27 protein-coding genes are annotated in these 25633 nt (G+C 69.0%); 18 read left to right on the plus strand and 9 right to left on the minus strand.

From position 1 onward, the window contains the following. The 3 genes from ACIO3S_RS08010 to ACIO3S_RS08020 are packed head-to-tail and all read left to right on the plus strand — an operon-like array spanning position 1 to position 3636. Positions 1 to 906, plus strand: a complete 906-nt coding sequence (locus ACIO3S_RS08010) for an alpha/beta hydrolase (RefSeq protein WP_400461421.1) — start codon at positions 1 to 3, stop codon at positions 904 to 906. Next, the gene (locus ACIO3S_RS08015) at positions 903 to 2372 is read left to right on the plus strand and encodes a class I adenylate-forming enzyme family protein (protein ID WP_400461424.1); all 1470 of its coding nucleotides are present in this window, start codon (positions 903 to 905) and stop codon (positions 2370 to 2372) included. The genes ACIO3S_RS08010 and ACIO3S_RS08015 overlap by 4 nt, the downstream gene beginning before the upstream one ends. 40 nt (positions 2373 to 2412) lie before the next feature. Further along, positions 2413 to 3636 carry an acyl-CoA dehydrogenase family protein gene (locus ACIO3S_RS08020; protein WP_400461427.1) on the plus strand — a complete coding sequence of 408 codons (1224 nt, stop codon included), beginning with the start codon at positions 2413 to 2415 and terminating at the stop codon, positions 3634 to 3636. 23 nt (positions 3637 to 3659) lie between these two features. On the opposite strand, the gene ACIO3S_RS08025 is transcribed toward ACIO3S_RS08020, so the two are convergent. After that, on the minus strand, positions 3660 to 4253 hold the full coding sequence (locus ACIO3S_RS08025; protein WP_400461430.1) for a TetR/AcrR family transcriptional regulator: 594 nt from the start codon (positions 4251 to 4253) through the stop codon (positions 3660 to 3662). Positions 4254 to 4326: 73 nt separating this feature from the next. Between ACIO3S_RS08025 and ACIO3S_RS08030 the strand changes: the two genes are divergently transcribed. Both ACIO3S_RS08030 and ACIO3S_RS08035 read left to right on the plus strand, forming a co-directional pair. Further along, positions 4327 to 5253, plus strand: coding sequence for an aldo/keto reductase (locus ACIO3S_RS08030; RefSeq protein ID WP_400461433.1), 927 nt, complete (start codon positions 4327 to 4329; stop codon positions 5251 to 5253). A 69-nt stretch (positions 5254 to 5322) separates the two neighbouring features. Beyond that, positions 5323 to 6078: an SDR family oxidoreductase gene (locus tag ACIO3S_RS08035; RefSeq protein WP_400461436.1), complete on the plus strand. Its 756-nt coding sequence runs from the start codon at positions 5323 to 5325 to the stop codon at positions 6076 to 6078. Positions 6079 to 6286: 208 nt separating this feature from the next. On the opposite strand, the gene ACIO3S_RS08040 is transcribed toward ACIO3S_RS08035, so the two are convergent. After that, positions 6287 to 6739 carry a hypothetical protein gene (locus tag ACIO3S_RS08040; RefSeq protein ID WP_400461439.1) on the minus strand — a complete coding sequence of 151 codons (453 nt, stop codon included), beginning with the start codon at positions 6737 to 6739 and terminating at the stop codon, positions 6287 to 6289. Positions 6740 to 6919: 180 nt separating this feature from the next. Here ACIO3S_RS08040 and putP point away from each other — a divergent pair, with 180 nt between their 5' ends. Continuing rightward, positions 6920 to 8428: a sodium/proline symporter PutP gene (gene putP, locus ACIO3S_RS08045; RefSeq protein ID WP_400461442.1), complete on the plus strand. Its 1509-nt coding sequence runs from the start codon at positions 6920 to 6922 to the stop codon at positions 8426 to 8428. A gap of 217 nt (positions 8429 to 8645) precedes the next feature. After that, positions 8646 to 8849 carry a cold-shock protein gene (locus ACIO3S_RS08050; RefSeq protein ID WP_141804077.1) on the plus strand — a complete coding sequence of 68 codons (204 nt, stop codon included), beginning with the start codon at positions 8646 to 8648 and terminating at the stop codon, positions 8847 to 8849. A 62-nt stretch (positions 8850 to 8911) separates the two neighbouring features. On the opposite strand, the gene ACIO3S_RS08055 is transcribed toward ACIO3S_RS08050, so the two are convergent. Further along, positions 8912 to 9262 carry a UBP-type zinc finger domain-containing protein gene (locus ACIO3S_RS08055; protein WP_400461446.1) on the minus strand — a complete coding sequence of 117 codons (351 nt, stop codon included), beginning with the start codon at positions 9260 to 9262 and terminating at the stop codon, positions 8912 to 8914. A gap of 99 nt (positions 9263 to 9361) precedes the next feature. On the opposite strand from ACIO3S_RS08055, the gene ACIO3S_RS08060 reads away from it, so the two are divergent. Continuing rightward, complete coding sequence (locus tag ACIO3S_RS08060) at positions 9362 to 9787, plus strand: DUF309 domain-containing protein (RefSeq protein WP_400461449.1); 426 nt, start codon at positions 9362 to 9364, stop codon at positions 9785 to 9787. A 15-nt stretch (positions 9788 to 9802) separates the two neighbouring features. Here ACIO3S_RS08060 and ACIO3S_RS08065 read toward each other — a convergent pair whose 3' ends face one another. Beyond that, positions 9803 to 10552 carry a hypothetical protein gene (locus ACIO3S_RS08065; protein WP_400461452.1) on the minus strand — a complete coding sequence of 250 codons (750 nt, stop codon included), beginning with the start codon at positions 10550 to 10552 and terminating at the stop codon, positions 9803 to 9805. Between the two features lie 160 nt (positions 10553 to 10712). On the opposite strand from ACIO3S_RS08065, the gene ACIO3S_RS08070 reads away from it, so the two are divergent. The 4 genes from ACIO3S_RS08070 to ACIO3S_RS08085 all read left to right on the plus strand — a co-directional run bounded on the left by ACIO3S_RS08070 (position 10713) and on the right by ACIO3S_RS08085 (position 14301). After that, complete coding sequence (locus tag ACIO3S_RS08070) at positions 10713 to 11243, plus strand: TetR/AcrR family transcriptional regulator (RefSeq protein WP_400464576.1); 531 nt, start codon at positions 10713 to 10715, stop codon at positions 11241 to 11243. Between the two features lie 106 nt (positions 11244 to 11349). Further along, positions 11350 to 12714: an NAD(P)-binding protein gene (locus tag ACIO3S_RS08075; protein ID WP_400461455.1), complete on the plus strand. Its 1365-nt coding sequence runs from the start codon at positions 11350 to 11352 to the stop codon at positions 12712 to 12714. Positions 12715 to 12810: 96 nt separating this feature from the next. After that, positions 12811 to 13452, plus strand: a complete 642-nt coding sequence (locus ACIO3S_RS08080) for a hypothetical protein (protein WP_400461458.1) — start codon at positions 12811 to 12813, stop codon at positions 13450 to 13452. 3 nt (positions 13453 to 13455) lie between these two features. Further along, positions 13456 to 14301, plus strand: a complete 846-nt coding sequence (locus ACIO3S_RS08085; protein ID WP_400461461.1) for a hypothetical protein — start codon at positions 13456 to 13458, stop codon at positions 14299 to 14301. Here ACIO3S_RS08085 and ACIO3S_RS08090 read toward each other — a convergent pair. Further along, entirely contained in the window at positions 14298 to 15170 is an 873-nt protein-coding gene (locus ACIO3S_RS08090) for a helix-turn-helix domain-containing protein (protein WP_400461464.1), read from the minus strand. The two genes, ACIO3S_RS08085 and ACIO3S_RS08090, sit on opposite strands and share 4 nt — an antisense overlap. Positions 15171 to 15271: 101 nt before the next feature. Between ACIO3S_RS08090 and ACIO3S_RS08095 the strand changes: the two genes are divergently transcribed. After that, the gene (locus tag ACIO3S_RS08095; RefSeq protein WP_400461467.1) at positions 15272 to 16015 is read left to right on the plus strand and encodes an SDR family oxidoreductase; all 744 of its coding nucleotides are present in this window, start codon (positions 15272 to 15274) and stop codon (positions 16013 to 16015) included. Here the strand turns inward: ACIO3S_RS08095 and ACIO3S_RS08100 are convergent. Continuing rightward, positions 16000 to 16821, minus strand: coding sequence for an alpha/beta fold hydrolase (locus ACIO3S_RS08100; protein WP_400461470.1), 822 nt, complete (start codon positions 16819 to 16821; stop codon positions 16000 to 16002). The genes ACIO3S_RS08095 and ACIO3S_RS08100 overlap by 16 nt on opposite strands. Beyond that, entirely contained in the window at positions 16779 to 18047 is a 1269-nt protein-coding gene (locus tag ACIO3S_RS08105) for an MFS transporter (protein WP_400461473.1), read from the minus strand. Before ACIO3S_RS08105 ends, ACIO3S_RS08100 begins: the two co-directional genes overlap by 43 nt. A 114-nt stretch (positions 18048 to 18161) precedes the next feature. Between ACIO3S_RS08105 and ACIO3S_RS08110 the strand changes: the two genes are divergently transcribed. From ACIO3S_RS08110 to ACIO3S_RS08120, 3 genes are all read left to right on the plus strand, one after another. Further along, positions 18162 to 19073 (plus strand): LysR family transcriptional regulator, encoded by a 912-nt coding sequence (locus ACIO3S_RS08110; RefSeq protein WP_400461476.1) that lies wholly within the window; start codon positions 18162 to 18164, stop codon positions 19071 to 19073. Positions 19074 to 19215: 142 nt separating this feature from the next. Next, a complete protein-coding gene (locus ACIO3S_RS08115) occupies positions 19216 to 19812 on the plus strand; it encodes a hypothetical protein (protein WP_400461479.1) in 597 nt (198 codons plus the stop codon). Positions 19813 to 19893: 81 nt separating this feature from the next. After that, entirely contained in the window at positions 19894 to 21003 is a 1110-nt protein-coding gene (locus ACIO3S_RS08120; protein ID WP_400461482.1) for a glycosyltransferase, read from the plus strand. A gap of 88 nt (positions 21004 to 21091) precedes the next feature. On the opposite strand, the gene ACIO3S_RS08125 is transcribed toward ACIO3S_RS08120, so the two are convergent. Together ACIO3S_RS08125 and ACIO3S_RS08130 are read right to left on the minus strand one after the other, a co-directional pair. Beyond that, positions 21092 to 21421 carry a hypothetical protein gene (locus tag ACIO3S_RS08125; protein ID WP_400461485.1) on the minus strand — a complete coding sequence of 110 codons (330 nt, stop codon included), beginning with the start codon at positions 21419 to 21421 and terminating at the stop codon, positions 21092 to 21094. A gap of 126 nt (positions 21422 to 21547) precedes the next feature. Next, the gene (locus tag ACIO3S_RS08130) at positions 21548 to 23686 is read right to left on the minus strand and encodes an MMPL family transporter (RefSeq protein ID WP_400461488.1); all 2139 of its coding nucleotides are present in this window, start codon (positions 23684 to 23686) and stop codon (positions 21548 to 21550) included. 135 nt (positions 23687 to 23821) lie between these two features. Here ACIO3S_RS08130 and ACIO3S_RS08135 point away from each other — a divergent pair, with 135 nt between their 5' ends. Next, positions 23822 to 24964 (plus strand): sensor histidine kinase, encoded by a 1143-nt coding sequence (locus ACIO3S_RS08135; protein WP_400461491.1) that lies wholly within the window; start codon positions 23822 to 23824, stop codon positions 24962 to 24964. After that, positions 24961 to 25617, plus strand: coding sequence for a response regulator (locus ACIO3S_RS08140; RefSeq protein WP_400461494.1), 657 nt, complete (start codon positions 24961 to 24963; stop codon positions 25615 to 25617). The genes ACIO3S_RS08135 and ACIO3S_RS08140 overlap by 4 nt, the downstream gene beginning before the upstream one ends. Positions 25618 to 25633: the final 16 nt, after the last annotated feature.

Genomic DNA, 25633 nt, shown 5'->3' on the forward strand with positions numbered 1-25633 from the left:
ATGAGCAACCACACCGTCACGCGCCGTGACATCACCTTCGACTCCGACGGCGACACCTGCGCCGCCTGGCTCTTCCTGCCCGAAGGCGTCGAGCGGCCGCCCGTCGTCATCCTCGGCCACGGGCTCGGTGCGACGAGGGAGATGCGACTCGATGCGTTCGCCGAGCGCTTCGCCCGGGCCGGGATCGCCGCGATGGCGTTCACGTACCGTCACTTCGGCGACTCCACCGGTCAGCCCCGACAGCTGTTGTCCATCAAGCGTCAGCTGGCCGACTGGGACGCGGCCATCGCTCACGTGAAGACCCGTCGCGACGTGGACGGCACTCGGGTCGCCGTATGGGGGAGCTCCTTCGGCGGTGGCCACGCGATCATCGTCGCCTCGCGCCACCCCGAGCTTCGGGCGGCGGTGTCGCAGTGCCCGTTCACCGACGGGCTCGCCTCCGCGCGGGCCCTCGGACCGGTCGGCACGATGCGCCTGCTGCCTCGCGTCGCCGGCGACCTCGTCGCCAAGGCGTTGGGCAAGGAGCCTGTTCTGCTGACGCTTGCCGGAGCGCCGGGGGAGAAGGCGCTCATGACGGCTGCCGACGCGCTCCCGGGTTACCTCGCGCTGGTTCCCGAGGACGGCACGTTCGTCAACGAGGTCGCCGCGCGGGTCGCGCCGACGATCACCTGGCACCGACCTGGCAAGGCAGCGAAGAACGTGAAGTCGCCCATCCTGTTCTGCATCTGCGACCACGACTCGGTGACGCCGCCCGAGGAGACGCTGGCCTATGCGCGTACGGCGCCTCGTGGCGAGATCAAGCAGTACGACGCGGGGCACTTCGACATCTATCTCGGTGAGCCCTTCGAAACCGTCGTCGCTGACCAGACGGAGTTCTTGGCCCGACACCTGGAGGTGGCACGATGAGGTTCTCCACCCTGCCCGACCGGCGCGCAGCGGCCGACCCTGCGGCGCCCGCCGTCGCGGACTCGGCGCAGACGCTGACGAACGCCGACCTACTCGACCGGGTGCGCTCCGTCGCCGTCCAGCTCAGGCAAGACGGAATCGCTCGGGGGGACGTCGTCGCTCTCCGGCTGACCAACCGGGTCGAGTTCGTCATCCTCCTTTTCGCGGCGTGGCGAATCGGCGCGACGATCACACCGGTCAATCCCGCCCTCACCCCCGGGGAGGTGACTCGCCAGCTCGAGGACTCTCAGACCAAGCTCGTGGTGATCGAGGACGACAGCGAACCCGTCCCGGGCGTCGAGTCGCTCTACCTCTCCGGCCTTCGCTACGACCTTGCGGGTGACGTCGATGCCGAAGAACCTGTCGGCGACCCCGATGCCCTGGCACTGCTCATCTACACCTCGGGGACGACCGGTGTGCCGAAGGGTGTGATGCTCGACCACGCCAACCTCGATGCGATGACGGAGATGGGCCGCGCCGGACTTCAGCTCGGACCCACCGACCGATGCCTGCTGATCCTTCCACTCTTCCACGTCAACGGCATCGTGGTCAGCGTGCTCTCGCCCTTGCTCGTGGGCGCCAGCGTCGTCATTGCCGAACGGTTCAACCCGAACACCTTCTTTGAAACGGTGGAGAGAGTGCGGCCCACGTTCTTCTCCGCCGTGCCCACGATCTACAGCATGCTCGCGGCGTTGCCCGAGGAGGCCCGGCCGGACACCTCGTCCGTCAGGTTCGCAGTCTGCGGAGCAGCCCCTGCTTCGGCCGAGCTCCTCGCCAGGTTCGAGACCAGGTACGGCTTTCCCCTCGTCGAGGCCTATGGGCTTTCGGAGGCGACCTGCGGCTCGACCATCAATCCCGTGGACGGTCTTCGCAAGGCAGGCACCGTCGGACTGCCCTTCCCCGGGCAGGACCTACGCATCCTCGGCCCGGACGGTGCGCCGCTCCCGCAGGGGCAGGTCGGCGAAGTGGTGGTGAGCGGACCGAACGTGATGCGCGGCTACCTCGGTCGGCCGGAGGAGACGGCGGCAGTCATCACCGACGGCTGGCTTCGCACGGGCGACGTCGGGTTCCTGGATGAGGACGGCTACCTCACCGTCGTCGGGCGGTCCAAAGACATGATCATCCGGGGCGGCGAGAACATCTATCCCAAGGAGATCGAGGACGTCCTCGCAGCGGACCCGGCGGTGCTCGAAGCAGCCGTCGTGGGCATGCCTGACGAGAAGTGGGGCGAGGTGGTCGTCGCATTCCTTCAGCCTCGACCCGGTGCGACGATCGACCTCGAGTCGGTCGAAGACCTCTGTAAGCAGCACCTGAGCCCGTACAAGCGTCCGGTCTCTCTCGTCGTTCTCGAGGCGCTGCCGAAGAACGCCGTGGGGAAGCTCGACAAGCGAGCGCTGCGCGAGCGCGACTACGCAATCTCCAGATGACCACGCAAGGCGCCTCCCTGACTCTCCTGAAAGGTCACCGATGACTACTGTGCACCGTCACTTCGACACGCTGTTCCATGATCTGCTCGCGCCCGAGGAGGTGAAGGATGTCCGCGGCCGAGCGCGCAAGGTGGCCGACGACGTCGTTGCTCCAGCGGCTTTCGGGATCGCGAACGGCAATGAGCGGGTGGATGGATTCCCGCGCGACGTCTTCGACGCGTTGGCTTCCGACGGGCTGTTCGGCGTGGGCTTCGACCGCCAGGTCGGGGGGTGGGGGCTCCAGCACCCGATGACCGCCACCGCGGTAGCCATCGAGGAGCTCGCCTACCACTCGAGCAGCATCGCCGCCGTCTTCGACGTGCACTGCATCCTGGCGGGCAACGCGCTCCTCCACGGAACCCCGCAGCAGCAGGAGCGCTGGCTGCGGCCCCTGGTGGCTGGAGAGGTGGTAGGCGCCTTCGCAACCACCGAACCCGAGGCGTCGACCGACCTGAGCCCGGAGGCGGTGCAGACCGTCGCCGAGCGCCACGGCGACGGATGGATCCTTCGTGGCCGCAAGCGATGGATCTCGAACTCGCCCGTCGCCGGCTTCATCGTGACACTGGCCAGGACCAGCGACCGGCTGTCGATGTTCATCGTCGACACGCGTCTGCCAGGGGTTCGGGTAGGCGTACCGGACCTGAAGATGGGCAACCGCGGCCAGTTGACAGCCGACGTGTACTTCGAAGAGGTCGAGCTCGGCGCAGACACTCTCCTCGGCGAGGTCGAGGGCCACGGCCTCAAGCACGCGCTCGCGACATTGACCTGCGGCCGGATCGGGATCGCCGCCGCGGGCGTCGGGCTCGCCCAGTCGGCGTTCGACAAGGCGGTGGCGCATGTCTCGACACGCCACGCGTTCGGGCGGCCGGTTGCGGCCAACCAGCACTGGCAGTTCCTGATGGCAGAACACGCCACCTCCATCGAGAATGCCCGCAATCTCTACATGAAGGCGGCACTGCGTCGCGACGCCGGAGAGATGTTCCCCGAGCCCGAGGCCGCGATGGCGAAGTTCTACGCGACCCGTCTCTCCGTGGACGTGGCACGTGATGCCGTTCAAGCCTTCGGAGGTCTGGGCTTTGCGCGTGAGCTCACCGCGGACGGCACGGCAGGACCAGTTGAGGCCCTCTACCGCGATAGCAAGATCGGTGAGATCTACGAGGGCACGAACGAGATCCAGAAGTGGGTGATCGCGCGACAGGTCTTCGGTCGCGCAATCGTCGGCTGATCTCCGCCCACACTTCCTTCTGGCTAGCGCACCAGGTCGCGGAAGGCGATGTCGAGCAGTTCTGCCCTCGTGCGCTCGGTGGGGTCGTCTGCCCAGGTGATCATCGACAGCTGGAAAGCGCTGAGGCTGGCCTCGACGAGTACGCGTGCGCGAAGAGTCGCGTCGTCCCCGTCGAGCCGCTCGGCGACGATGGGAGTGAGGAGCTCGGCCCAGACCAAGTGCTTCTCGACGTTGCGGGCGCGTAGCGACGGTGTGCTCGACAGCAGGCGCATCGCGGTCCTGACGCGTTGCTCATCGTGGGGTCCTCGTCCGACCAGTGCCATGTAGGCAGCGCGCAGGGAGAGCAGGACGGACTCGTCGACCGGACGGGCGAGAAGCTCGTCCCGCACGAATCCCCCGTTGGCCTCGAGCATGCCGATCACCATGTCTTCCTTCGCCGGGAAGTAGCGGTGCACGGTGCGGGCCGAGACGCCGGCCCGCTCGGCGATCTGCTCGACGGTTACGGTCTCGAACCCGTGCTCGGCGAACAGGTCCATGGCGACGTCGGCCAGTCGTTGGCGAACCGCATCGCGGGCGACGGCGCGCAGTCCGCCGGCCTGTTCGTCGCGTTGACCCATGGCCGCATTCTAAGCATTTGTCAGTGTCTGACAGACTTGGCATGTTCTGACACAACACTGCAGAAGGATTCGCATGCAGGAACGCACACTCGGTCAGCAGGGGCTGACGACGTCAGTGATCGGTTACGGCGCGATGCGCATCGCGCTCGGCGAGGAGAGCGAGGATGGCGCGTCCATCGCTGCCATCCGCCGCGCCTACGACGACGGAGTCACTCACTTCGACACCGCCGAGCTGTACGGGTGGGGTCGAGGGGAGAGGCTGCTCGGCACGGCACTGGCCTCGGTGCGGGACCAGGTGACGATCGCGACGAAGTTCGGCTTCACACCCTCCTTCGCTCCGGACTCACGGCTGGGCCACGTGCGCGAGGTCGTCGACAACAGCCTGCGCCACCTCGGGGTCGACCACATCGATGTGCTCTACCAGCACATCGACGACCCGACCGTGCCCGTCGAGGAGGTGGTAGGTGTGATGAAGGAGTACGTCGATGCCGGCAAGGTCCGGTTCCTCGGTCTGTCCAACACCACCCCGGACAACCTCCGAAAGGCGCACGCTGTGCACCCGATCAGCGTCCTGCAGGCGGAGTACTCGATCTTCTCCCGCCAGTCCGAGGCGGTCCTCCCTCTGCTCGAAGAGCTCGGCATCGGACTCGTCGCCTACGCGCCCCTCGCGCGAGGGTTCCTCGGTGGCGCCGTCACGCCGCGCGACGCTCTCGACGCCGGCGACTTCCGCCGACGCTCGCCGTGGTGGGCCCCGGGGAACTTCGAGGCCAACCTCGGGATCGTCGAGGAGCTGACTGCCCTCGCCGAGAGCAAGGGAGCGACGCTGTCGCAGCTGTCGCTGGCCTGGCTGGTGGCCCGAAGGCCGTACATCGTCCCCATCCCCGGGTCCGGCAACGCCGAGCGGGTCACCCAGAACAACGGAGCCGCTCGGCTCGAGCTCACCGCCGACGACCTCGCCCATATCGACCGCATCGCACCGACCGGCGCTCACGCCAACTAGGGCATCTCGCGCCCAACCGGCGAGACGAACCTCTTCGCTCACAACCCGATCGACACAAGGAGTAGACCCATGACACGACTGCAAGGAAAGCGCGCTCTCATCACCGGCGGCACCAGCGGCATCGGCCTGGAGACCGCGCGGCACTTCCTCGCCGAAGGCGCGCGACTCATCATCACCGGCAGCACTCAGCAGAGCGCCGACGCTGCCGCCGCGACGCTGGGCGGCGACGTCGTAGCGGTGGGAGCCGACGCTCTCGACCTTGCTGCCCAACGCCGTCTTGCCGACGTAGTGAAAGACCACGTCGGTGAGGTCGATGCCGTCTTCCTCAACGCGGGCGTCTCCGACTGGCGCCCGTTCGAGAAGCACGACGAGGAGAGCTTCGACCGCCTCTTCAACATCAACGTCAAGAGCGTCTTCTTCCTCATGCAAGCCCTCGTGCCCGTCCTAGCGAGGCCGGCGTCGGTGATCGTGAACGCGTCCACCAGCGCACATGGAGGTGCGCAGAACGCCAACGCGTACGCCGCGACCAAGGCCGCGGTGTCGTCCCTGGTGAAATCCTGGAACGCCGACCTCTTGGTCTCTCACGGCGTGCGGTTCAACGCCATCAGCCCCGGCCCCATCGCAACTCCGCTGTACGACAAGGCAGCCATCCCGGCGGAGTACCGCACTGATGTCATGGAGGGGATCCGTCAGGGCATTCCTGTCGGCCGGTTCGGCGATCCCCGCGAGGTCGCCGCGGCGGTGACCTTCCTGGCCTCCGACGAGTCCGGCTTCGTCGTCGGGCACGACCTGGTCATCGACGGAGGCCAGACCACCATCTACTGAAACCCGACGTTGTTCAGTCGGTTGTGCTGGCTATGCGTCGCCAGACTGCCTTCCTGATCCAGGTGCTGACGACCGTCGGGAGCGGGGCCTGGAGAGCGGCACGACCTCCGCCGTACGCTCGAACGGTTTGCTGAGCAGGGTGTGGAAACGGTCAGGGTCGACAGCGGCGGTGGGCTGTCCGGCGCGCTCTTGCAGCAAGGTCGTCGGTTCAGCGCGCGAGGTCGGCGCGCGCCTGCTCCAGGACTCGGTCGAGCTCGACGTAGATCTCGTCGTGCCGCTCCCGGAGCTCGTCGAGACCAGGTGCGTCGTTGAGGTCGCCGATCGCCTGACGGAGGGCTTCGAATCCTTTGGGGATCTTGCCGCCGGCGCTGAGGATGCTCAGCTGGCCGATGGCTGCGCGAGCGGCGGAGTTGTTGCGGTACGCCTCCTGACGCAACGACTCCCGCTCCGCCGCCGGGAGGTCGGCGAGGCGAGCCTTGACGCGGCTGTAGGTGACGCGCTCGAACTCGTACAGGCTCGCGGCGCACTCGCCGTAGACGCGGACCCTGGCATCCAGCAGCTGGAGGTCGCGGGAGTTCCGGTGCTGCCAGTACGCGCCCCACCAGGCTCCGAGAAGGGTGGCGATGATGCCCATCGCGGTCACAACCACAGTCGTAGTCACGTCGGGAGACCGTAGGGCATGCGGGCGTTGCCACGCACCGGAACCCGCGACTGGCTGTTGCAGGAGCCGGCGTCAAGCGGCCTCAGGCGTGGTGTAGCGCAGTCGTGGGGCGCCGATCACAGCCAAACGTGGTCTACGGGTTAGGTTCTGCGGCGGCATTCCCCCGATCTTGGAGTTTTGATGTCAGACCTGACCTATCAAATGCTGGCGTTGGTGGCCTATATGGTCGCCATGCTCGGCATCGGCGCCTGGGCGTACCGGCGCACCTCGAACCTCGACGACTACATGCTGGGCGGGCGCGATCTCGGCCCGATGGTGAGTGCGTTGAGCGCGGGTGCCTCGGACATGTCGGGGTGGCTGCTCATGGGCCTGCCCGGCGCGATCTACGCGACCGGGCTGATGGAGGGCTGGATCGCTGTCGGTCTGACCGTCGGCGCCTGGCTCAACTGGAAGGTCGTGGCACCGCGGCTGCGGACGTACACCGAGGTCTCGGGCGACTCGATCACCGTGCCCAGCTTCCTGGAGAACCGGCTCAAGGACTCCTCGCGGCTGCTCCGGATGGCCTCCGGCGCCGTCATCCTGGTGTTCTTCACCTTCTACGTGTCCTCGGGCATGGTCGCCGGCGGGGTCTTCTTCGAGAGCTCCTTCGGCACCGACTTCCACACCGGCATGCTGGTGGTCGCCGGGGTCGTGGTGGCGTACACGCTCTTCGGTGGGTTCCTCGCCGTCTCCTACACCGACTTCGTGCAGGGCGCGATCATGCTGCTCGCGCTGATCCTGGTGCCCGTCGTCGGTGTCTTCGTGACCGGCGGGCCCGCCGAGACCTTGGACAGCATCCGTGCCGTCGACCCGTCGCGGCTGAGCATGGTCGAAGGCGCCACCGCGCTCGGCGTCATCTCCGCGGCGGCGTGGGGTCTGGGCTACTTCGGCCAGCCGCACATCATCGTCCGGTTCATGGCCCTGCGTACGGCGGGGGAGGCCGCCTCCGCGCGGCGGATCGGCATCGGCTGGATGATGCTGAGCCTCTTCGGCGCCGTCGGCACCGCGCTCGTGGGCATCGCCTACTACCAGCAGAACCCCGACGCGAAGCTCGACGACCCAGAGGCGGTCTTCATCGTCCTGGGGCAGATCTTCTTCCACCCCCTGGTCGCGGGCATCATGCTCGCCGCCGTGCTCGCCGCGATCATGAGCACGATCTCCTCCCAGCTGCTGGTGACCTCCTCGGCGCTGGTCGAGGACCTCTACAAGGCGGTCTTCAAGAACGACGCCTCGGACCGCCAGTTGGTCCTGTTCGGCCGGCTCGCCGTGCTCGGGATCGCCGTCGTGGCCGCTGTGCTGGCCTGGCCCAAGAGCGGAACCGTGCTCGACCTGGTCGCGTACGCCTGGGCGGGCTTCGGTGCCTCCTTCGGCCCGATCATCCTGCTGGCGCTGTGGTGGCGGAAGCTCACCGCCGCCGGCGCGCTGGCCGGCCTGGTGGTCGGTGCGGTGACCGTCGTTGTGTGGGGCAACGTCGACGCGCTCAGCTCGCAGATGTACGAGATCGTGCCGGGCTTCGCTCTCAACACGCTCGTCGCGGTGGTGGTCAGCCTGGTGACCTACCGGGAGAACCCGGACATCGAGGCCGAGTTCGACGAGGCGATCCGGCTGCTGGACGCTGACGGCTCGCGCGAGGAGTCGGTCCGGGTCTGACGCGCCGGGCCCGGGATCTCGTGGAAACCACGATCCCGGGCCCGATGGCGTACTGTGGATCTCGTTGAAGGGATGGCTCTGTAAGCCATCCTGGCCGCACACCACGTCGCGGCTTGTATCTTTTATCTGGTTTTCGGTTCGCTGGACATCAGCACAGATGGATGTCTTCAGCGGCTTGGGACACAGTGTCCCTTGCACCGAACAGAGGAAAAAGATCATGGCTCAGGGCACCGTCAAGTGGTTCAACGCTGACAAGGGCTTCGGCTTCATCGCGCAGGACGGCGGCGGCGAGGATGTGTTCGTTCACTTCTCCGCCATCCAGACCAGCGGTTACAAGTCGCTCGACGAGAACCAGAAGGTCGAGTTCGACGTCACCGCCGGCCCCAAGGGCCCGCAGGCCGAGAACGTCCGCGTCGCCTGATTTTCAACGAAGGGCCCCGACCGCAGCAGCGGTCGGGGCCCTTCGTGCGTCCGACGACCCGGTCAGTGCAGGTGTGTCTGCCAGTCCTGTGGGACGCGATCCGCGGGCGCCGGTGGGGACTGAGACTCTGGTCGGCTCATCGGCTCGGCCAACGCCGGGCCCTGGAGCGCCTCCTGGTTCTCGAAGTCCCAGAACCACGTCTCCCCGGGTTCGAAGCTCTGCATGTAGCGGTGGCCCGTCTCGCGGAAGTGGCGGCTGGCGTGCTGCGCCGGGGAGCTGTCACAGCAGCCCACGTGCCCGCACTCGGCGCACCGCCGAAGGTGAAACCACCATCCGGAGTCGCTCGCGAGGCACTCGGCGCATCCGGTGCCGGAGGGCGGGGCAGCGACGTTGATCCCTGGTGTGCCGGTCATGCGCTCAGGCTATCGCGTGCGACAGCGACCGCTACGGAGCGAGGCGCACGCGTCGGTTCATCTCATCAGGTCCTAGGGTGGAGCCGAGGAGGGCTGACGGTGAGCGAACGCGATCGAAACGAGCAGGGGCGGGCACAGCAGGCCCGGCCGCGCGACGCGCTCGGCCGCCCGCTGCCCTACGGTGAGGTCGGCGTCGAGCCGATCTCCGAGGAGCCGCGTCCGCCGGCGGAGACCCTGGCGTACGCCCGCGAGCTCTTGGACGCGGGGCGCCCGTTCGCGGCCCACGAGGCGCTCGAGGTGCGGTGGAAGTCGTGCCCGGAGGAGGAGCGCGAGCTGTGGCAGGGGCTGGCGCAGCTGTGTGTCGGCCTGACCCACCACGAGCGTGGCAACGCCGTCGGCGCCTCGCGGCTGATCGAGCGGGCGGCGGGGCGGCTGGAGACGTACGAACGGGGTGCTGGTCCGACGTACGGTCTCGACCTCGGCGCACTCATCGCGTGCGCCCGGGGCCGGGTGCAGGGCGTCTGAGCGCCCGCGGCTTCGTCAGTACTTGGGTCGGGAGTTTGGAGAGCCCAGAAATGCAAACTCGATCCAGTTCGTGAACTCGACTGCGAGGTGCCATTGGTGCTGTCGAACCATGTGCGATGGGAGCAGTTTGGGAAACTCGACGAGCAAGTGGGCGTGGAATCCGGATTCGGTGTCTCGGAACTGGTGACGCACTCCGCCAATCGGGAGTCCGGACTCGGTTCGGGCAACGCCGGAGGCGTCGGCGCCGTAGATCGGGTCGAGCGGGGTTCGCAGGGATGTCAGATCCTGGTAGTCGATGAAGAATCTCGACGGCAGTGGACTTCCACCTGTTGTCTCGATGACCTCCTGTTGCCCATAACTCGTCGTCGTGATCAGGAAATGGTCGGGATTGGCCGCCACCATGCTGAGTTCGTAGTCAGTCCGTTCAGTTGACATGAACCAATCCGTGAAGGCGGCCGCGTCGCCTCCAGTCACATACAGGTCGCAGACGCTGTTGACGCGTTCTCCGCGAGACAGCCGTCCTGCCGTTCTGCTGGACATGTCAGAGGCACGCAACGACCGAGAAAGTCGGCTTCGGATCTCGTCTGGACCTAGGGCGAGCTTCGCCTCAGCGAACCGGAGCCGCTGGTCCGCCAACTCGCCGGGCGGCACCGCGAGACCGATGCGCCTCGCAGCCTTCGGTAAGCGGCGCGCCTCCCAGGCAAGCACCTCGTCGCGTGTGACGTCGTTGCCACCAATGGCCGCCCGTACCTCAACTGCCTTCATACCCAGCTCCGTTCAACCGTCGACCCAATAGCAACTACAGTTGCTATAAGATCGCAGGGTGGGTCAGTACGTCAACCGAACCTGCACCCAAGAAAGGGAGACCGTGGCCACTGTGGAAGAGCGTGTCCCCATCCGACGCCCTGGCGGTCGCGCTGCCGACGTGGTTGCCCGAGTCCATCAAGCGGCGCGGGAACTCCTGACCGAAGTCGGATACGAAGCGCTGCAACTACCCGACGTCGCCGTACGCGCCGAGGTGAACAAGACAACGGTCTATCGGCGCTGGCCGACGAAACGTGACCTGGTCACCGACCTACTCCTCCGCCTCAGCGACCACGACCTCCCGCACGCGGACACCGGTGACATCCGCGCCGACCTCGTCGCCCTGCTGAAAGACGTCGCCGAGCTGGTTCGAACTCCACTCATGCAGGCGATGGTGCGGGCATCCCTCGAAGGCACGATCGCCCCAGAGGCTCGGCACGCCTTCTGGGCCGAACGCATGCATCGCAGCTCGGTGATCATCGAGCGAGCCATCCATCGAGGTGAGCTTCCGGAGGACGCAGATGCGCGATCGATCCTTGAGCACGCCGCCAGTCCGATCTACTTCCGACTGCTGATCACCGGCGAGCCAGTGACCGACCACGACATCCGACAGTTCGTCGAACGAGCCGTCGAGACCGCCCAACGAGCGTGAGGGTGGCTGCTGTTGCGCATCCGGCCGAGCTGAGCTCTACCCCGTCTGCGGCATAGGACCGGTTGCCTATTGACCGCGAAGGTCCTCGGCGTGCTTTCGTGGAGGCATGAGCCGCACGGTCGATGTCGACTACCTGGTGGTGGGTGCCGGCGCCATGGGGATGGCGTTCACAGACGCTCTGATCGAGCACGCCGACGTCCGGGTGGCACTGGTCGACCGGCGCCACGGCGTCAGCGGGCACTGGCTGGAGGCGTACCCGTTCGTACGCCTGCACCAGGCCTCCGCCTTCTACGGCGTCGCTTCGACGTTGCTCGGTGGTGGGCAGCTGCAGCAGCGAGGGCCTGAGAAGGGCCTTCAGGAGCGCGCCACCCAGGCGGAGATCTGCGCCTACTACGCCCGGATCCTCGAGCGGATGATGGAGTCGGGCAAGGTCGAGTTCTTCCCGAACAGCGAGTACGTCGGCGACGGCACCGTCGTCTCGCGCATCTCGGGGGAGCGCTTCGAGATGCCCGGAGCCCGGATCGTCGACGCCCGTTACCTGGCGCCCAGCATCCCCGCCGAGAAGCCGCCGCCGTTCGGGGTGACCGAGGGCGCCCGGGTGCTGCCGGTCAACGAGCTCGCACGGCTCGAGGAGACCCCGAGCCAGTACGTCGTCGTCGGCTCCGGCAAGACCGCGACCGACGCGTGCATCTGGCTGCTGTCGCGCGGCGTCGACCCGGACGCGATCTGCTGGGTGCGGCCGCGCGACCCGTGGATGTTCAACCGGGCCGTCGTCCAGCCCGATCCCTCGATCTTCCTCGGCATGGCCGCCGACACGATGCAGATCGCGGAGAGGTCGACGTCGCCCGAGGAGCTGTTCCTCGGGCTGGAGGACGCCGGCATCATGCTCCGCATCGACCGATCGGTCATGCCGACGATGGCCAAGGCTCCGACGCTGGCGACGTGGGAGCTCGAGCAGCTGCGTACCCTCGAGAACGTCGTACGCCGCGGCCACATCCAGCACGTCGACCGCGGCAGCCTCACCTTCGCCGACGGATCGCTCGCCGTCGCCGACGACGCCCTGGTCGTGCACTGTGCCGCGGACGGCCTGAAGTATCCGCCCCTGCTCCCGGTCTGGCGCCCCGAGGCGATCACGCTGCAGCCGATCCGTGCCGGTTTCCCCTGCTTCGGCGCCGCGGTCACCGGTTACGTCGAGGCCACCCGCGACGCCGACGCCGAGAAGAACCGGCTCTGCCCACCGAGTCCGTTCCCCGACTCGATGGCGACGTGGGCGAGGATGAACGTCCTGGGCACCCAGGCGGCCATGTCGTTCTCGTCCGAACCGGATATCAAGGCGTGGTCCGACGGGGTCGCGCTCAACCCGGCCCGGGTCCCGCCCGGGTATCCCGCGTCGGCCGCCCTCGCCGACGCTCGCGAACGGCTGGCGAAGCACACCAAGCCTGCTCTCGCCCAGCTGGCCCAGCTGAGCTGAGCGCACGATGAGCGGCCCGGATGCCCGCCACCTACCACCTCGGACGGGTATCAGTGCCGAACGGCCGCACCTCCTTGATCTCAGGAGGTGTTCATCATGGTGTTGAACCGTTCGCTCCTCGCTGTCATCCCTTGCGCACTCCTGCTCTTCGCCGCGTGCGGCTCGTCCGATGGCGAGTCGGAGGTGGACGTCACGGATGCGAGCTCTGCGGAGACCGGGCAGGGAGATCCTGATCCCGACGATCCGACGGATCCCGATGAGCCGGTGGTGGCCGTGCCGACGCTCCCGATCGGCGGCGGGTCGTACCCGCTCGACGGCAGCCCCGGCGTGGTCTGCGCCGACGTCAGCTGGCTCTGGCCGAGCGGTGACAGCCCGTCGGTCCCCGAGGGCGTCTCGGTCGTCGTCACCGGCTACGAGGTCGAGCCGGAGGTCTTCGAGCCGGCTGACGCGGCGTGCGACGGCGCGTCCTGCCTGGACGGATTCGTCTTCACCGCCGACTCGACCAGCTGCCAGGTGGCGATGCTCTCGCTGGTTCCCTGGACCGATGAGCAGGAGGGCGAGGACGCCGTACTGCGGCTCAGCGGCGAGATGACCTGCTCGGCCGAGCCCTGCGAGCTCGAGGACGTCGAGGGTGGCGACACCGAGGCGTTCCTCACGGCGCCGGAGGTCGACACGGAGTCCGAGTCCGAGTCCGAGTCCGAGTCGACCGAGTCGACGGACCCGGCCGAATCAGGCTGAGCGATGACCGAGACGCCGCCGACGGGGATCGACCGCTGGGTGAGCCTGGCGACGAGCTTCGTCGCGCCGGTGACCCTGATCAGCGGCGTGCTGTTCTACTTCGGGTACGTCGCCGCCCGTGCCCAGTACGACTACTTCGGCCTCGACGTCGACGTGATCGGGCTCAGCACTCGCGCCTACGTCATGCGCAGCCCACAGCCTCTGCTGACCCCGATGCTGGTCCTGGTGCTGGGCGGCGTCGCGGTGGTCGCCTTCGACCATTGGGTTCGGCGACATGCCGTGGAGGACTGGTTTCGTCCGCTGGTCACCATCGTCCTCGGCGCCGGACTGGTCCTCCTGGCGGTCGGGACGTTGCTCCTGGCGGGCTTCGCACTCGTCGGTGGCTGGGCGTACTACGCCCTGGTGACGCCGGTCCTGCTCGGTGGTGGCGCGGCACTCGTGGCGTACGCCCTGCGGCTCCGCGGCGGCCGGCTCGAACCGCGCATCGTGCTGCTCTGGGTGGGCGTGGCCGCCTGCGTGATCTGGGCGACGGCCACGACCGCGCAGTGGACCGGCCGTGGCCTGGCGATGGAACAGGCCCGCAACCTCCGCAGCCTGCCCAGCGTCGTCCTCGACACCCGCGAGCGGCTGCACGTCCCGGCCACCGCCGGGGTCGAGGAGGTCGTACGACCTGATGCCGGTGAGGGCGACTACCGCTTCCGCTACTGGCGGTTGAGGCTGCTGATCCAGGGAGACGACCGGATGTTTCTCGTGCCCGACACCTGGAGCGCCGGCGGCACCACCATCCTGGTCCGGCTCGATGACGACGTACGGGTGCAGTTCCAGTTCCGGAACTCGCCACCGAGCTAGCGCTTCAGCCGTCGACCATCAGGTCGCGGAGGTCTGGTCTTCTGTTCCGCAGCTCTGGTTGCATCCAGCGTGCCCAGCAGGCGCAGCGCCTCGGCACTGTGCGAGCCGACGTCGGCGTGGTAGACGACGAGCTGTTGCCCGGGGCTGGAACGGACGTCGAAGGCCTCCATCCGGAGCGTCACCTCGCCGACATCAGGGTGATGGAACCGTTTGGACTCATGGCGCTTGCCGCGGGCATCGTGCCGCGCCCACAGGCGCGTGAAGTCCGTGCTCTGCTCGCTGACGGTTCGTAGTACCTCGCGGATGCGCGGGTCGTGTGGGGCGTCGCTGTGCAGGAGACGGAAGCCCGCCACGGTGTTCGTCGCAGCCTGCTCCCAGTCGGGGTAGAAGGTACGCGCTGTGGGGTCCAGGAACAGCTTGAAGAGCAGGTTGGCGCCGTGACGGAACCCGTCGAAGAGCGCGTAGGCCAGACGGTTGCCGGCCAGGACGTCGTAGGCACGACCCAGCACGAGGGCGGGGGTGTCCGGCCACATGTCCAGCAGTTGGAGCAGCTGGGGATCGACGCGCTCGGGGAGGATCGCACGGGAGGACGCCGGTGCCAGGCCGGCGATCCGGTAGAGATGCAACCGGGCCTCGTCGTCGAGGCAGAAGACCTGACTGAGAGCGTCGAGCACCTGGGCCGACGGATTGCGTTCGCGGCCCTGTTCGAGGCGGACGTAGTAGTCAACGCTCATTCCGGCCAGCATCGCAACCTCCTCCCGACGCAGACCCGGGACACGGCGAACTCCGATGCTGGGCACGTTCACGTCGTCGGGGCTCACCAGGGCGCGCCGACTGCGCAGATAGTCACCAAGAGGAGTAGAGGCCACGGCTTCGATGCTAGGGCGAATGAGTCATCGATGGGTGGGTGCGGTGCTCCCAGGGACAGCGCGGCCTTCATGGTGTCCGTTGAAGGCAGCACGGTTGACGCATGACAGAAACGAAGACATCCAAGACAGTCCTGGTCACCGGTGCGAGCAGCGGAATCGGTGAGGCAACCGCTCGGCGCCTGGCGGCCGAAGGTCACCACGTAATTCTGGCCGCTCGACGCACGGAGCGCCTCGAGGTGGTCGCCGCCGAGCTCCGCGACAGCGGACACAGCGCGGAGGCCCACGGTCTCGACGTAAGTGACCGGGCCGCGGTCGCCGGTCTGGTCGACTCCGTCGTGGCGCGCCACGGACGCCTTGACGTTGTGGTCGGCAACGCCGGCGTGATGCTGCTGTCGCGGCTCGACGCGCTGCTGGTCGACGAGTGGGACCGCATGCTCGACGTCAATGTCAGGGGCCTTCTGCACGGCATCGCTGCCGTCCTCCCGCACTTCAAGGCGCAGGGCGGCGGCCATGTGGTGACGATCGCGTCCATCGGTGCCCACAAGGTCGTTCCCACCTCGGCGGTCTACTCGGCCACGAAGTACGCGGCCTGGGCGCTCACCGAGGGGCTACGACTCGAGTCCGACCCGAGCATCCGAGTCACCACGATCTCGCCCGGAGTCGTGGAGACCGAACTGGCGGAGCACATCACGGATCCGGTCGCGTCAGCCGCGATGGAGGCGTACCGCGCCGCCAGCATCCCCGCGGATGCCATCGCGGGTGCCGTCAGCTATGCGATCGCCCAGCCGGCCGGCGTCGATGTCAACGAGATCGTCATTCGCCCGGCTGCTCAGCGGAGCGCTTGAGGTTGGCCCAATGCGTCCTTCAGCCTGGCGGCGAAGGTACTCGGGTGGTCCACGAAACCGGTGTGGTCGCCGGGGAACCGCATGGCGGTGAGTCCGAGCCGCGAGGCGAGCGCCTCGGTCGTACGCTCACACAGCTGGCCAGCCGACTCCTCGCCGATGCCGAGGACGATGCGAGGGCCGCGGCGCAGCGCTTCCTCGTCCGGCTCCCACCGCACGGAGGCCGGCAGCTCCTGGGCGTACCAGAACGCCTCTTCCGCCAGGGCGCTCGGGCTGCGCTCGCCGCCGAACATGGCCTCGAGCATGCCGTCCGGCACGACGATGTTCGCTTGGTCGAAGAACATGCCCCATGCGCCGACCACGTCGCCGTCGGCGTAGCGACGTCTCATCGCGTCCGTCAGGGCGCGCTGCTCGTCCCGGTCGTCGAGAAGCTCCAGCAGCGGGGGCTCGTGCGCCACGACCGTCGTGGCGAGCTCGGGATGACGCTGGGCGAAGGCGAGGGCCGTCACGGCACCGCCGCTGGACCCGAGGATGGCGACGGGGCCGAGGCCCGTGCGGCGTACGAGCTCGGCGAGATCGTCCGCGCGCTGCTCGGGTGTGGAGCCGACGGACCGATCGGCCAGGACGCTCCCGCCGTGGCCGCGTGGGTCGTGGGTGAGGACGGTGTGGTCGGCGGCGAGCGCCTCGGCGAGCGGGGCGAACTCTTCAGCGGACATCGGAGATCCGACGAGCGCGATGGCGGGCCCGGATCCGCGTAACTCGTAGTTCAGGCGTGTTTCGGGCAGGTCGATCTGGATGGGTGCGTACATGGCGTTCTCCTCGGTGTCGGTATCGGTGATGGCAGTGGTCGGGTCGGGGCCAGGCGCAGGAGCCTGGAGACGAGGGGCGGCGCGGCGGCCGCGAGCAGGACCGTGAGCGCGGCGGGTAGCACCATCGCGCCGGCCAGCCCTACCCCTGCGGCGAGCCCGCCGATGAGGACCGGCCCCACGAACCCGCCGAGATATCCGATCGTGGTGACGACCGAGAGCCGCCGCGGATCGATCCGGGACGCGCCCAGGCTTCCGATCACGATCGGCCAGACGAGGGCCGTGCCCGCGCCGGCGAGCGCCCATCCTCCGGCGGCGACCACGACCCGCGCACCCTCCGCGACGATGGGGGAGAGGAGGACGAGTACGAATCCGAGCAGCGTCACCCCGGCGGCCGCCGCCACCAGGATCGGTGCGGCGACCGTGCCGCGCAGACGGTCTCCCGCGAAGCGGACCAGGGTCATCGCGGCGAAGAAGACGGCGTACATCGTCGCTCCGGCGGCAGGTTCCGCGCCGAGGACGCGAGTGGTGTGGATCCCCGCCCAGTCGGTTGCCGCGCCTTCCACCACGAAGGCAGCGGCGGCCACAGCACCGGCGCCGATGAGTACGGGGCTCACCGCGCGCGTCGGCCCCTGAGAAGCTGCTGCGTTCGGATCCGCGGCGGTGCCTGGCTCGGTGCCGGCGCGGCCGGCCGGGAGCCGCAGTGCCAGCAGCGTGAGCAGGGCGCCGGCGCTCAGTGCGGCGGCGGGCAGGAGCAGGAGGCTGTCTCCGCCGGCACGCAGCGCGGCCGCCAGTGCGGACGACCCCAGTACGGCGCCGAGCGTCCAGCATCCGTGCATCCGGGCGATCACGGGTCGTCCCGCTGCGCGCTCGGCCGCCGTCGCCTGCGAGGTCAGCCCGACGTTGATGGCGCCGCAGCAGAGGCCGAAGGCGGCGGCGAGGGCGATCATCGGCTCGGCGGCAGGCGTCGCGCCGATCGTGGCGAGGAGGAGTGCAGCCGTGGGGAGGGCGACGCGGAGCACGGTGGCGTCGCTCCAGCGGTGGGCGAGGTGTCCCGCCAGCGGCATCGCGATCGCCGCGCCCAGCGCGAGGGTGAGGAGCAGGAGCCCGAGTCGCGTGGGGCCGAGACCGACTCGGGCGTCGAGGACGGGAAGCCCCGCGCCCCAGACCGCGGTGAGCATGCCCACTCCGCCGTGCAGCGCGGTGAGGGATCGGATCGACGAGGACATGTCTCCAGATTCCTCGCGGCCTCGGGTGCGCGTCCAACACCGGCGAAGCGCGGATCAACGCACTTCTGTTGTCGATCTCCTGTCGCCGGTTCGCCGACCGGACAGAATGGGCTCGTGGCAGGCGACCTCGAGATCAGACTCCTGCGCCGTTTCGTGGCGGTCGCGGAGGAGCTGCACTTCGGACGCGCGGCCGACCGGCTCTTCATCGCCCAGCAGGCGCTCAGCCGAGACGTACGCCGGCTCGAGGACGCCGCGGGCGTCCGCCTCCTCGACCGCTCCTCGCGCCGCGTCGCGCTCACGCCGGAGGGCCGGCGTCTCCTGGACCGAGCGCGCGAGCTCATCGCGCTGCATGACCGCGTCGTACGTGACCTGCGTGCCGACACCGGCAGCCTTGTCATCGACGCCGTCGCCCCGGGAACGACGCCTGCTCGTGTCCTGGACGCGGCTCGGCGTACGGCCCCTGACATCGAGTTCATCGTCCGCTACGGCGGTGGTTCCGCGGACACGGTGGTCGGGGCCGACGTCGGCTTCGGTGCCACCCCACAGGGCGTCTCGGCCGCGCGTGGGCAGGCGGTCCGCCATGAGCGGGTCATCGTGCTGCTCCCCGACGATCACGAGCTGACCGTGCTCGACGCCGTACCGCTCGAGGCTCTCCGTACGGCCCGGGTGTGTACGCGGTCCGGCGACCACGTGACTCCCGCATGGGCCCGCGCGATGGCTCAGCTCCTCGCGCCGTTCGGCGTGGACCCGGGGGACGGGCATCCCCATGTCCTCGGCGGTGCCGAGCTCGCCGCGCACCTGCGGCTGCACGGTGCGCCCGGGCTCGCCTTGGAGAGCCAGAGCCCGCTCGAGGGCATCGTCACGCGTCCGCTCGTCGCTCCCGTTGCGCTGTTTCCCTGGACGATGCGCTGGCGCGCGGATCTCGACCATCCCGGTCTCGATGTGCTCAGACGCAGCGCACGCGAGCTGTCCGAGGCGCAGGCATGGACCACGGTGCCCGACGGCGCCTTGCTCCTGAGCGCCTGAACGGTCGGAAGGGCCGGGCCCCGGCCGACATCCTGAGGGCGTCCGTCACCGAGTGCGAGGACGAAGGCCCCTCGTCGGCCGCGACGCCGTCGGGTTGCCTGGAAGCACTAGGTCGCCATCCTTCGGACGAGAGGATCCGCCGATGTGCACGAACGAGCCGAGATCTGACCGCGAGGGCTCTCGAGCAGGACCGCTGCCAGCCGCGAAGGCGTGGCGTGCGGTGGCTCGCTGTGTCGTCGCTTCGGCGCGAATGCTGGCCACGGGGGTCGTGCACTGGCCGCGCGTCAACGTGGGGCGCCGACTCCGGTTCGCCGACGGGACGACCGGTGAGGTGTATCGAGAGACAGCGGTCGCACTGCCACCTGTCGAGCCGTGCGTTCTGGTGGTGTGCTTCAGGCTCCGCCGGGTCCGGGGTCGCGGCCACCTGCTGTTCCGGTGGGAGAGCTGGCTGAACACCCCGCTGTTCGTGGGGTTCCCCGGGTTTGTCTCCAAGCTCTGGCTCGCCGCCGACGAGCAGGGTCGCTATCGGGGTTTCTACGAGTGGGACGGAGCCGACCTTGCCGAGCACTACGCCCGATCCCTGTGGAGGGTGCTCGCGCTGGTGAGCGAGCCGGGGTCGATCGACTTCCGGGTCGTGCCCGGGATGCATCGCGACGACGTGCTCGCGGATCCCGGCCTGCTCGAGGGCCACACCAGCCCCACGATCGCCGACTGGTGGTGCCCGGTCGGCACGTCATGAGCGCCCCGGACGTACCGTCGTCTGGGCAATGTGGGGACAAGGCGCTTGCCGGGTCCGGCCGGCGCAGGCACAGTGCGCAGCATGCGCATCCTGGGGGTATCGACGGCGGGCGCCGGCCATTTCAACCCGATGAAGCCTTGGCTGAAGCGCCTTGCCGAGCAGGGGCACGAGGTCACCGTGGTGGGGCCGCCCGGGTTGGCGGCGAGCGCGAAGGGGTTCGATTTCCGAGAGGGCGCCGCGCCTGACCCCGCGTCGGTCGCACCGATCTGGCAGCGGGTTGCTGAATCGCCGATGGAGGTGGCGCGGGAGCTGGTGCTGCGGGAGCTCTTCGCGCGCATCAACTCCGGGGCGATGATCCCGGCGGTGCGCGCGGCGATCGATGACCTCCGGCCGGACCTGGTGCTGCGGGATCCCGCCGAGTACGCATCGGCACTGGCGGCCGCCGAAGCGGGCGTTCCCCAGGTGCGGCTCGGCGTCAGTCTGTGCTCGGAGATCGCGTTCTTCGAAAGTGTGGCGGCGCCGGTGCTCGACGACTGGCGGTCAGGCCTGCACCGCGAGATCGTCGAGTCGCCGATCCTGACCAGGTTCCCGGCGAGCCTCGACCCCTCGCCGTTCGCCGCCACGGCGCGATACCGGATCGGCGAGCCCCTCACGCGTGAGGTCGATCCGAGCTTCGTCTACGCGACCCTCGGCACCGTCGCGCCCACGATGCCGCCGATGCGGCCGTGGTTCGACATCGTCGCCGAGGTCCTGGGCGCTCTTCCGGTGGACGCCGTCTTCACCGTCGGCCACGACCTCGACCCCGCACAGCTTGCAGCTGCCCCGAACGTACGAATCGAAGCGTGGGCCGAGCACGCCGAGGTTCTCTCCCGTGCGGCGGTGATCGTCCACCACGGCGGCTCGGGAACGGTTCTCGACGCCCTCGCCGCCGGCGTCCCACAGGTGATCGTGCCCCTCTTCGCCGATCAGGGCGCGAACGGTGCCGTCGTCATGAAGGCAGGCTTGGGGACCGCCCTGGTCGACTCCGGAGGCGCCGCGTTCCACGTTCCTCAGGACGGCGAGGTGGACAGGTTGCGGACGCTCGTCGCCGAGACGATGGCCTCTGACACGGTCGGAGTCCGCGCGGTTGAGGTCGCCGCGGAGATGTCCAGCCTGCCCGAGCTGGACGTTGCCATGCTCGGCATCAGCTGAGCGACGATACGTGCGAGCGGTTGGGCGAGGCACCCTGAGCGTTGCCTCGCCCAGCCGGACGGGTGTAAGCCGCAGATCCCTGCGGGCGTCAGTTGCCCCTGCATGCCTCGCCGGGCGACGGCACGAACTCCTTGAGTCCGGCGCGTACGAAGATGCCGTAGCTCTGCACCCCGTGGTAACGGTCGTTGCCGCCGGGGCTCTGGTTGCCTCGTTCGGCCAGCCCGTCGTCGTCGAAGCCCGGCGGGTTGCCCTCGATGGCGTCTGCGGTGTCCTGGCCCGAGAACACGCACTCCGAGGAGGCGCGGTCCGGCGCGGGGATGTCGTCGCCGTTGCCGTTCACCTCTGCCGCGCTCGCGGCACCGGCTCCAGCCAGCACGAGCCCGGCCGCGATGGCACAGCTCTTCATCAACAGCTTCATGACCTCTGTTCCTTCCGTCTTCGATGCCCCGGACCTGACCTGCCGTGGCACCGAACCGAATGGCCAGGAAGGCCGAGATGTCGTGTGGGCTTGCACTTTCATCATCAGTCCGGCCCCGACGCGTTGCTATACGCCAATCTGGGGGCTTCCCACCTCGACCGGCTCTTCCACCGGCGCGGAGTCGAGCTCCGGGAGCAGCCGGTCCAGCCACCGTGGCAGCCACCAGTTCGCCTTGCCCAGGAGCTTCATGGTCGCGGGAACCAGCATCAGGCGTACGACCGTGGCGTCGAGGAAGATGGCTGTGGCCAGGCCCACGCCCATCATCTTCACCACCGGGTCGCTGCCGAGGACGAAGCCCGAGAAGACCGCGACCATGATCAGCGCGGCTGCGGTGATGGTGCGACCGGTGCCGGCGATCCCTTCGATGACCGCGCGGGTGTTGTCGCCGTGGCGGCGGTACTGCTCGCGCACCCGCGACAGCAGGAACACCTCGTAGTCCATGGAGAGCCCGAACAGGATCGCGAACATGAACAGCGGGATGAACGACACGATGGGCACCGTCGACTCCACGCCGATCAGGCCGGCGGCCCAGCCCCACTGGAAGACCATGACGAGCACGCCGTACGCCGCACCGACGCTCAGCAGGTTGAGTACGACCGCCTTCAGCGGGACCAGTACGGACCGGAACAGCACGGCGAGCAGGAGGAACGACAGCAGCAGCACGGCCGCCACGAACCGCGGCATCCGCTCCTGCACCCGGTCGCCGAGGTCGGCGAAGGTGGCGGTCTGTCCGCCGACGTGGGCGGTCGCCGAGCTGCCGTCGAGGACGTTCGGGATGACCTCGCCGCGCAGCCTCGTGACGGTCTCCTGCGTGGCAACGTCCTGGGGCGACGTGGTCGGCTGCGCCACCACCGTCGCCACGCCCGCGGAGTCATCGATGGCCGGTTCGCCGACCGCGGTGATGCCCGGGTCCGCGGCCACCGCCTCGGCCAGCGGCGCCACGACGGACTTGTCCTGCGAGATGTCGACGGCGATCACCAGAGGCCCGTTGGCCCCGGGCCCGAAGCCGTCGGCGATCAGGTCGTAGGCGCGGCGTTCGGTCCTCGACTCGGGCTTGGTCCCGTCGTCGGGGAAGCCAAGGTCGAGCGCGAGCACGGGTGCGGCCAGGGCGATCATGAAGACCGCTGCTCCGATGAGGTACGCGGTCGCGTTGCGGGTCACGTGAGCACCCCACCGGTACCAACCTGTGCTGGGTCGAGGGCTGGGCCGGTGCACTCCGTCCGCGACCCGTCGCCGGCGTCCGTTGATCCGGTGCCCGGCCAGTCCGAGCAAGGCAGGCAGCAGGGTGACCGAGGCGAGCACCATCACGAGCACCATCGCGGAGATGGCGACCCCGCCACCGGTCACGAACGGGATCCCCGCGACGAGCAGCCCCAGGATCGCCACGACGACCGTGCCGCCGGCGAAGATCACCGCTTGTCCCGCGGTCGCCAGGGCTCGGCCCACCGCTTCGGGGACGGGCATCCCCGCTGCCAGGTTCTCGCGGTGCCGGGTGACCAGGAAGAGCGCGTAGTCGATGCCGACGCCGAGCCCGACCATGGCCGCGAGCTCGGGCGCCCAGGCCGGGATGTCGATCAGGTACGTCACCAGCTTCATCGAGGTGATGCCGATGACCAGGCCGAACAGCGCCATCCCGATCGGCAGCCCCATGGCGACGAAGGAGCCGAAGGCGATCAGCAGGACGATCATCGCGACGACGATCCCCGCGACCTCGCCGAGCCCGGTGGGGGCCTCCTCGAACGCGAAGAACAGGTCGCCGCCGGTCTCCAGCGTCAGCGACGACTCCTCACGCAGGTCGGCGACGGCGTCCTTGAGTTTGTCCAGGTCGGAGGCTTCGAGGTGCTCGATCGCCGGGTACTGCACCCGTACGAGCGCGATGTCGCCGTCCTGCGAGACGCTGCTCGTCGTGCCCTGCACGTGCGGGAGCTCCGCGAGGGCCGCCTCCACGGGCACCACCTGCGTCGTGGCGTCCGGCGCTTGGAGCACGACGTGGGCGGTGACGCCGCCCTCGTCGGCCTGGGCCTCGGCGAGCAGCTCCGCGGCTTGGTAGGAGTCGAGGCCGGGGGCCTCGAAGCTCTCCTCGAGCTCGCGCCCGAAGGCGGCGGAGGAGGCGATGACGACGAGCGCGAGAACGACCCAGGCGCCGATGGCGGTCCAGGGACGGGTCGCGGCGGACCGGCCCAGCCGGTAGAGGAGTTCAGACATGTCTCTACCGTTGCCGGGCGAGGAGCGATCCACATCGGGCCAAGGAGCAGGGGGCTGCTCGGCCGAAAGTACGAGGAGACGCTCGTGCTTGTGCCCCGTACGGCGAGGCTGTCCGCTCGCTAGGGTCGAGGGGTGGTGACCGCCTTCGTCCGCTCAGTCCTGGCCGAGCCCCGTGCCCCGGACCCGCCGGCGCGGGCGTGGTGGGACTGGGCCCTGGTCGGTGCCCTGCTGGTCACGGCCGCGGGCGAGGCGATCTTCCGCCCCGACGTACCGTGGCGGCCGTTGGCCACCGTGGTCGCGCTCGTGGTGATCCCGGCCCTGCTCTGGCGGCGTACGCATCCACTCCTGGCGACCGCGGTCGGCTTCGGCGGTGCGATGGTGCTGCACATCCCGTTGATCGTCGACGACGTCGTCGATGCGGGGCTCTACACCATGGTCTGCGTCCTGATGCTGCCCTACGCCCTCTACCGCTGGGCGTCGGGACGCGAGGCTCTGATCGGTACGGCGATCGTCGCCGTGCCGGTGACTCTGGGACTCGCCGCGACCGAGACCTTCGGGGACCTGATCGGCGGCGCCACCGTGGTGGTCGCGTCGTTCGCCCTGGGTGCGGCGATGCGCTACCGCGCGGTCGCGCGCCAGCGCGAGGTCCAGCAGGTCCGTACGCTCGAGCGCGGTGAGCTCGCCCGCGAGCTGCACGACACCGTCGCCCACCATGTCTCCGCCATCGCGATCCAGGCTCAGGCAGGGCGGGCGGTGGCGGCCACCGACCCGACCGCGGCCGTCGAGGCACTGGCCGTGATCGAGGCCGAGGCCTCCCAGACGCTGTCCGAGATGCGCACGATGGTCCGGGTGCTCCGCGATGGCGAGGCGGCCGACGCAGCGCCGGTCGAGTACGCACCGCAGCGGGGCATCGGCGATCTGCACGAGCTGACCCGGATGAGCCCCTTGGTGGAGGTGCAGTGCGTGGGCGATCTCTCCGACCTGCCGCAGCCGGTCGAGGTGTCGGTGTATCGGATCTGTCAGGAGTCGGTCACCAACGCGATCCGGCACGCCTTCTACCCCACGAGGGTCAGCGTGGAGGTCCGGGGCGAGGCCGGCGTCGTACGGTTGCGTGTGCACGACGACGGAGAAGCGCCCCGCCCCGCGACCAGCGTGGGCTATGGCCTGCTCGGGATGGCGGAGCGGGCAAAGCTCCTCGGCGGCGTGTGCCAGGCCGGGCCGGACCCGGCTGGTGGCTGGACCGTCGAGGCGACCCTGCCGCGCGAGGTGTCGCGATGACGATCCGGGTGGTGGTCGCCGACGACCAGCTCCTGGTCCGCACCGGCCTGACGATGATCCTCAACGCGCAGCCCGGGATCGAGGTCGTCGGGGAGGCCACGGACGGTCACGAGGCGGTGGCCGTGGCACGCGAGCTGCGTCCCGACGTCTGCCTCTTCGACATCCGGATGCCGGGCATCGACGGCGTCGAAGCCACCCGCCGGCTCGCCGGCCCCGGCGTCGAGGACCCGCTCGCGATCGTGGTCATCACGACCTTCGACCTCGACGAGTACGTCCATGGCGCCCTCAAGGCCGGTGCCCGGGGCTTCCTCCTCAAGGACGCCGGCCCCGAGCTGCTGGTCCAGGCGATCCACGCAGCCGCGAACGGCGACGCGCTCATCTCGCCCAACATCACCCGCCGCCTCCTCACCACGCTGGCCGGCCTGGAGCGAGCCACCCCGCCGGCCCAGCCGATCGAGCCGCTCACCGGGCGCGAGGAGGAGGTCCTGCTCACCGTCGCGCGCGGCCGCACCAATGCCGAGATCGCCAGAGAGCTGAACATCACGCTGAGCACGGTGAAGTCCCATGTCGCCGCGCTGATGAACAAGCTCAGCGCCCGCAACCGCGTCGAGGTCGCGATGTGGGCGTACGAGACCAAGCGGGTGAAGGAATAGGGCCACTACCGCGTCT

The sequence above is a fragment of the Nocardioides sp. NPDC087217 genome (assembly GCF_044744805.1).
Lineage (GTDB): Bacteria > Actinomycetota > Actinomycetes > Propionibacteriales > Nocardioidaceae > Nocardioides.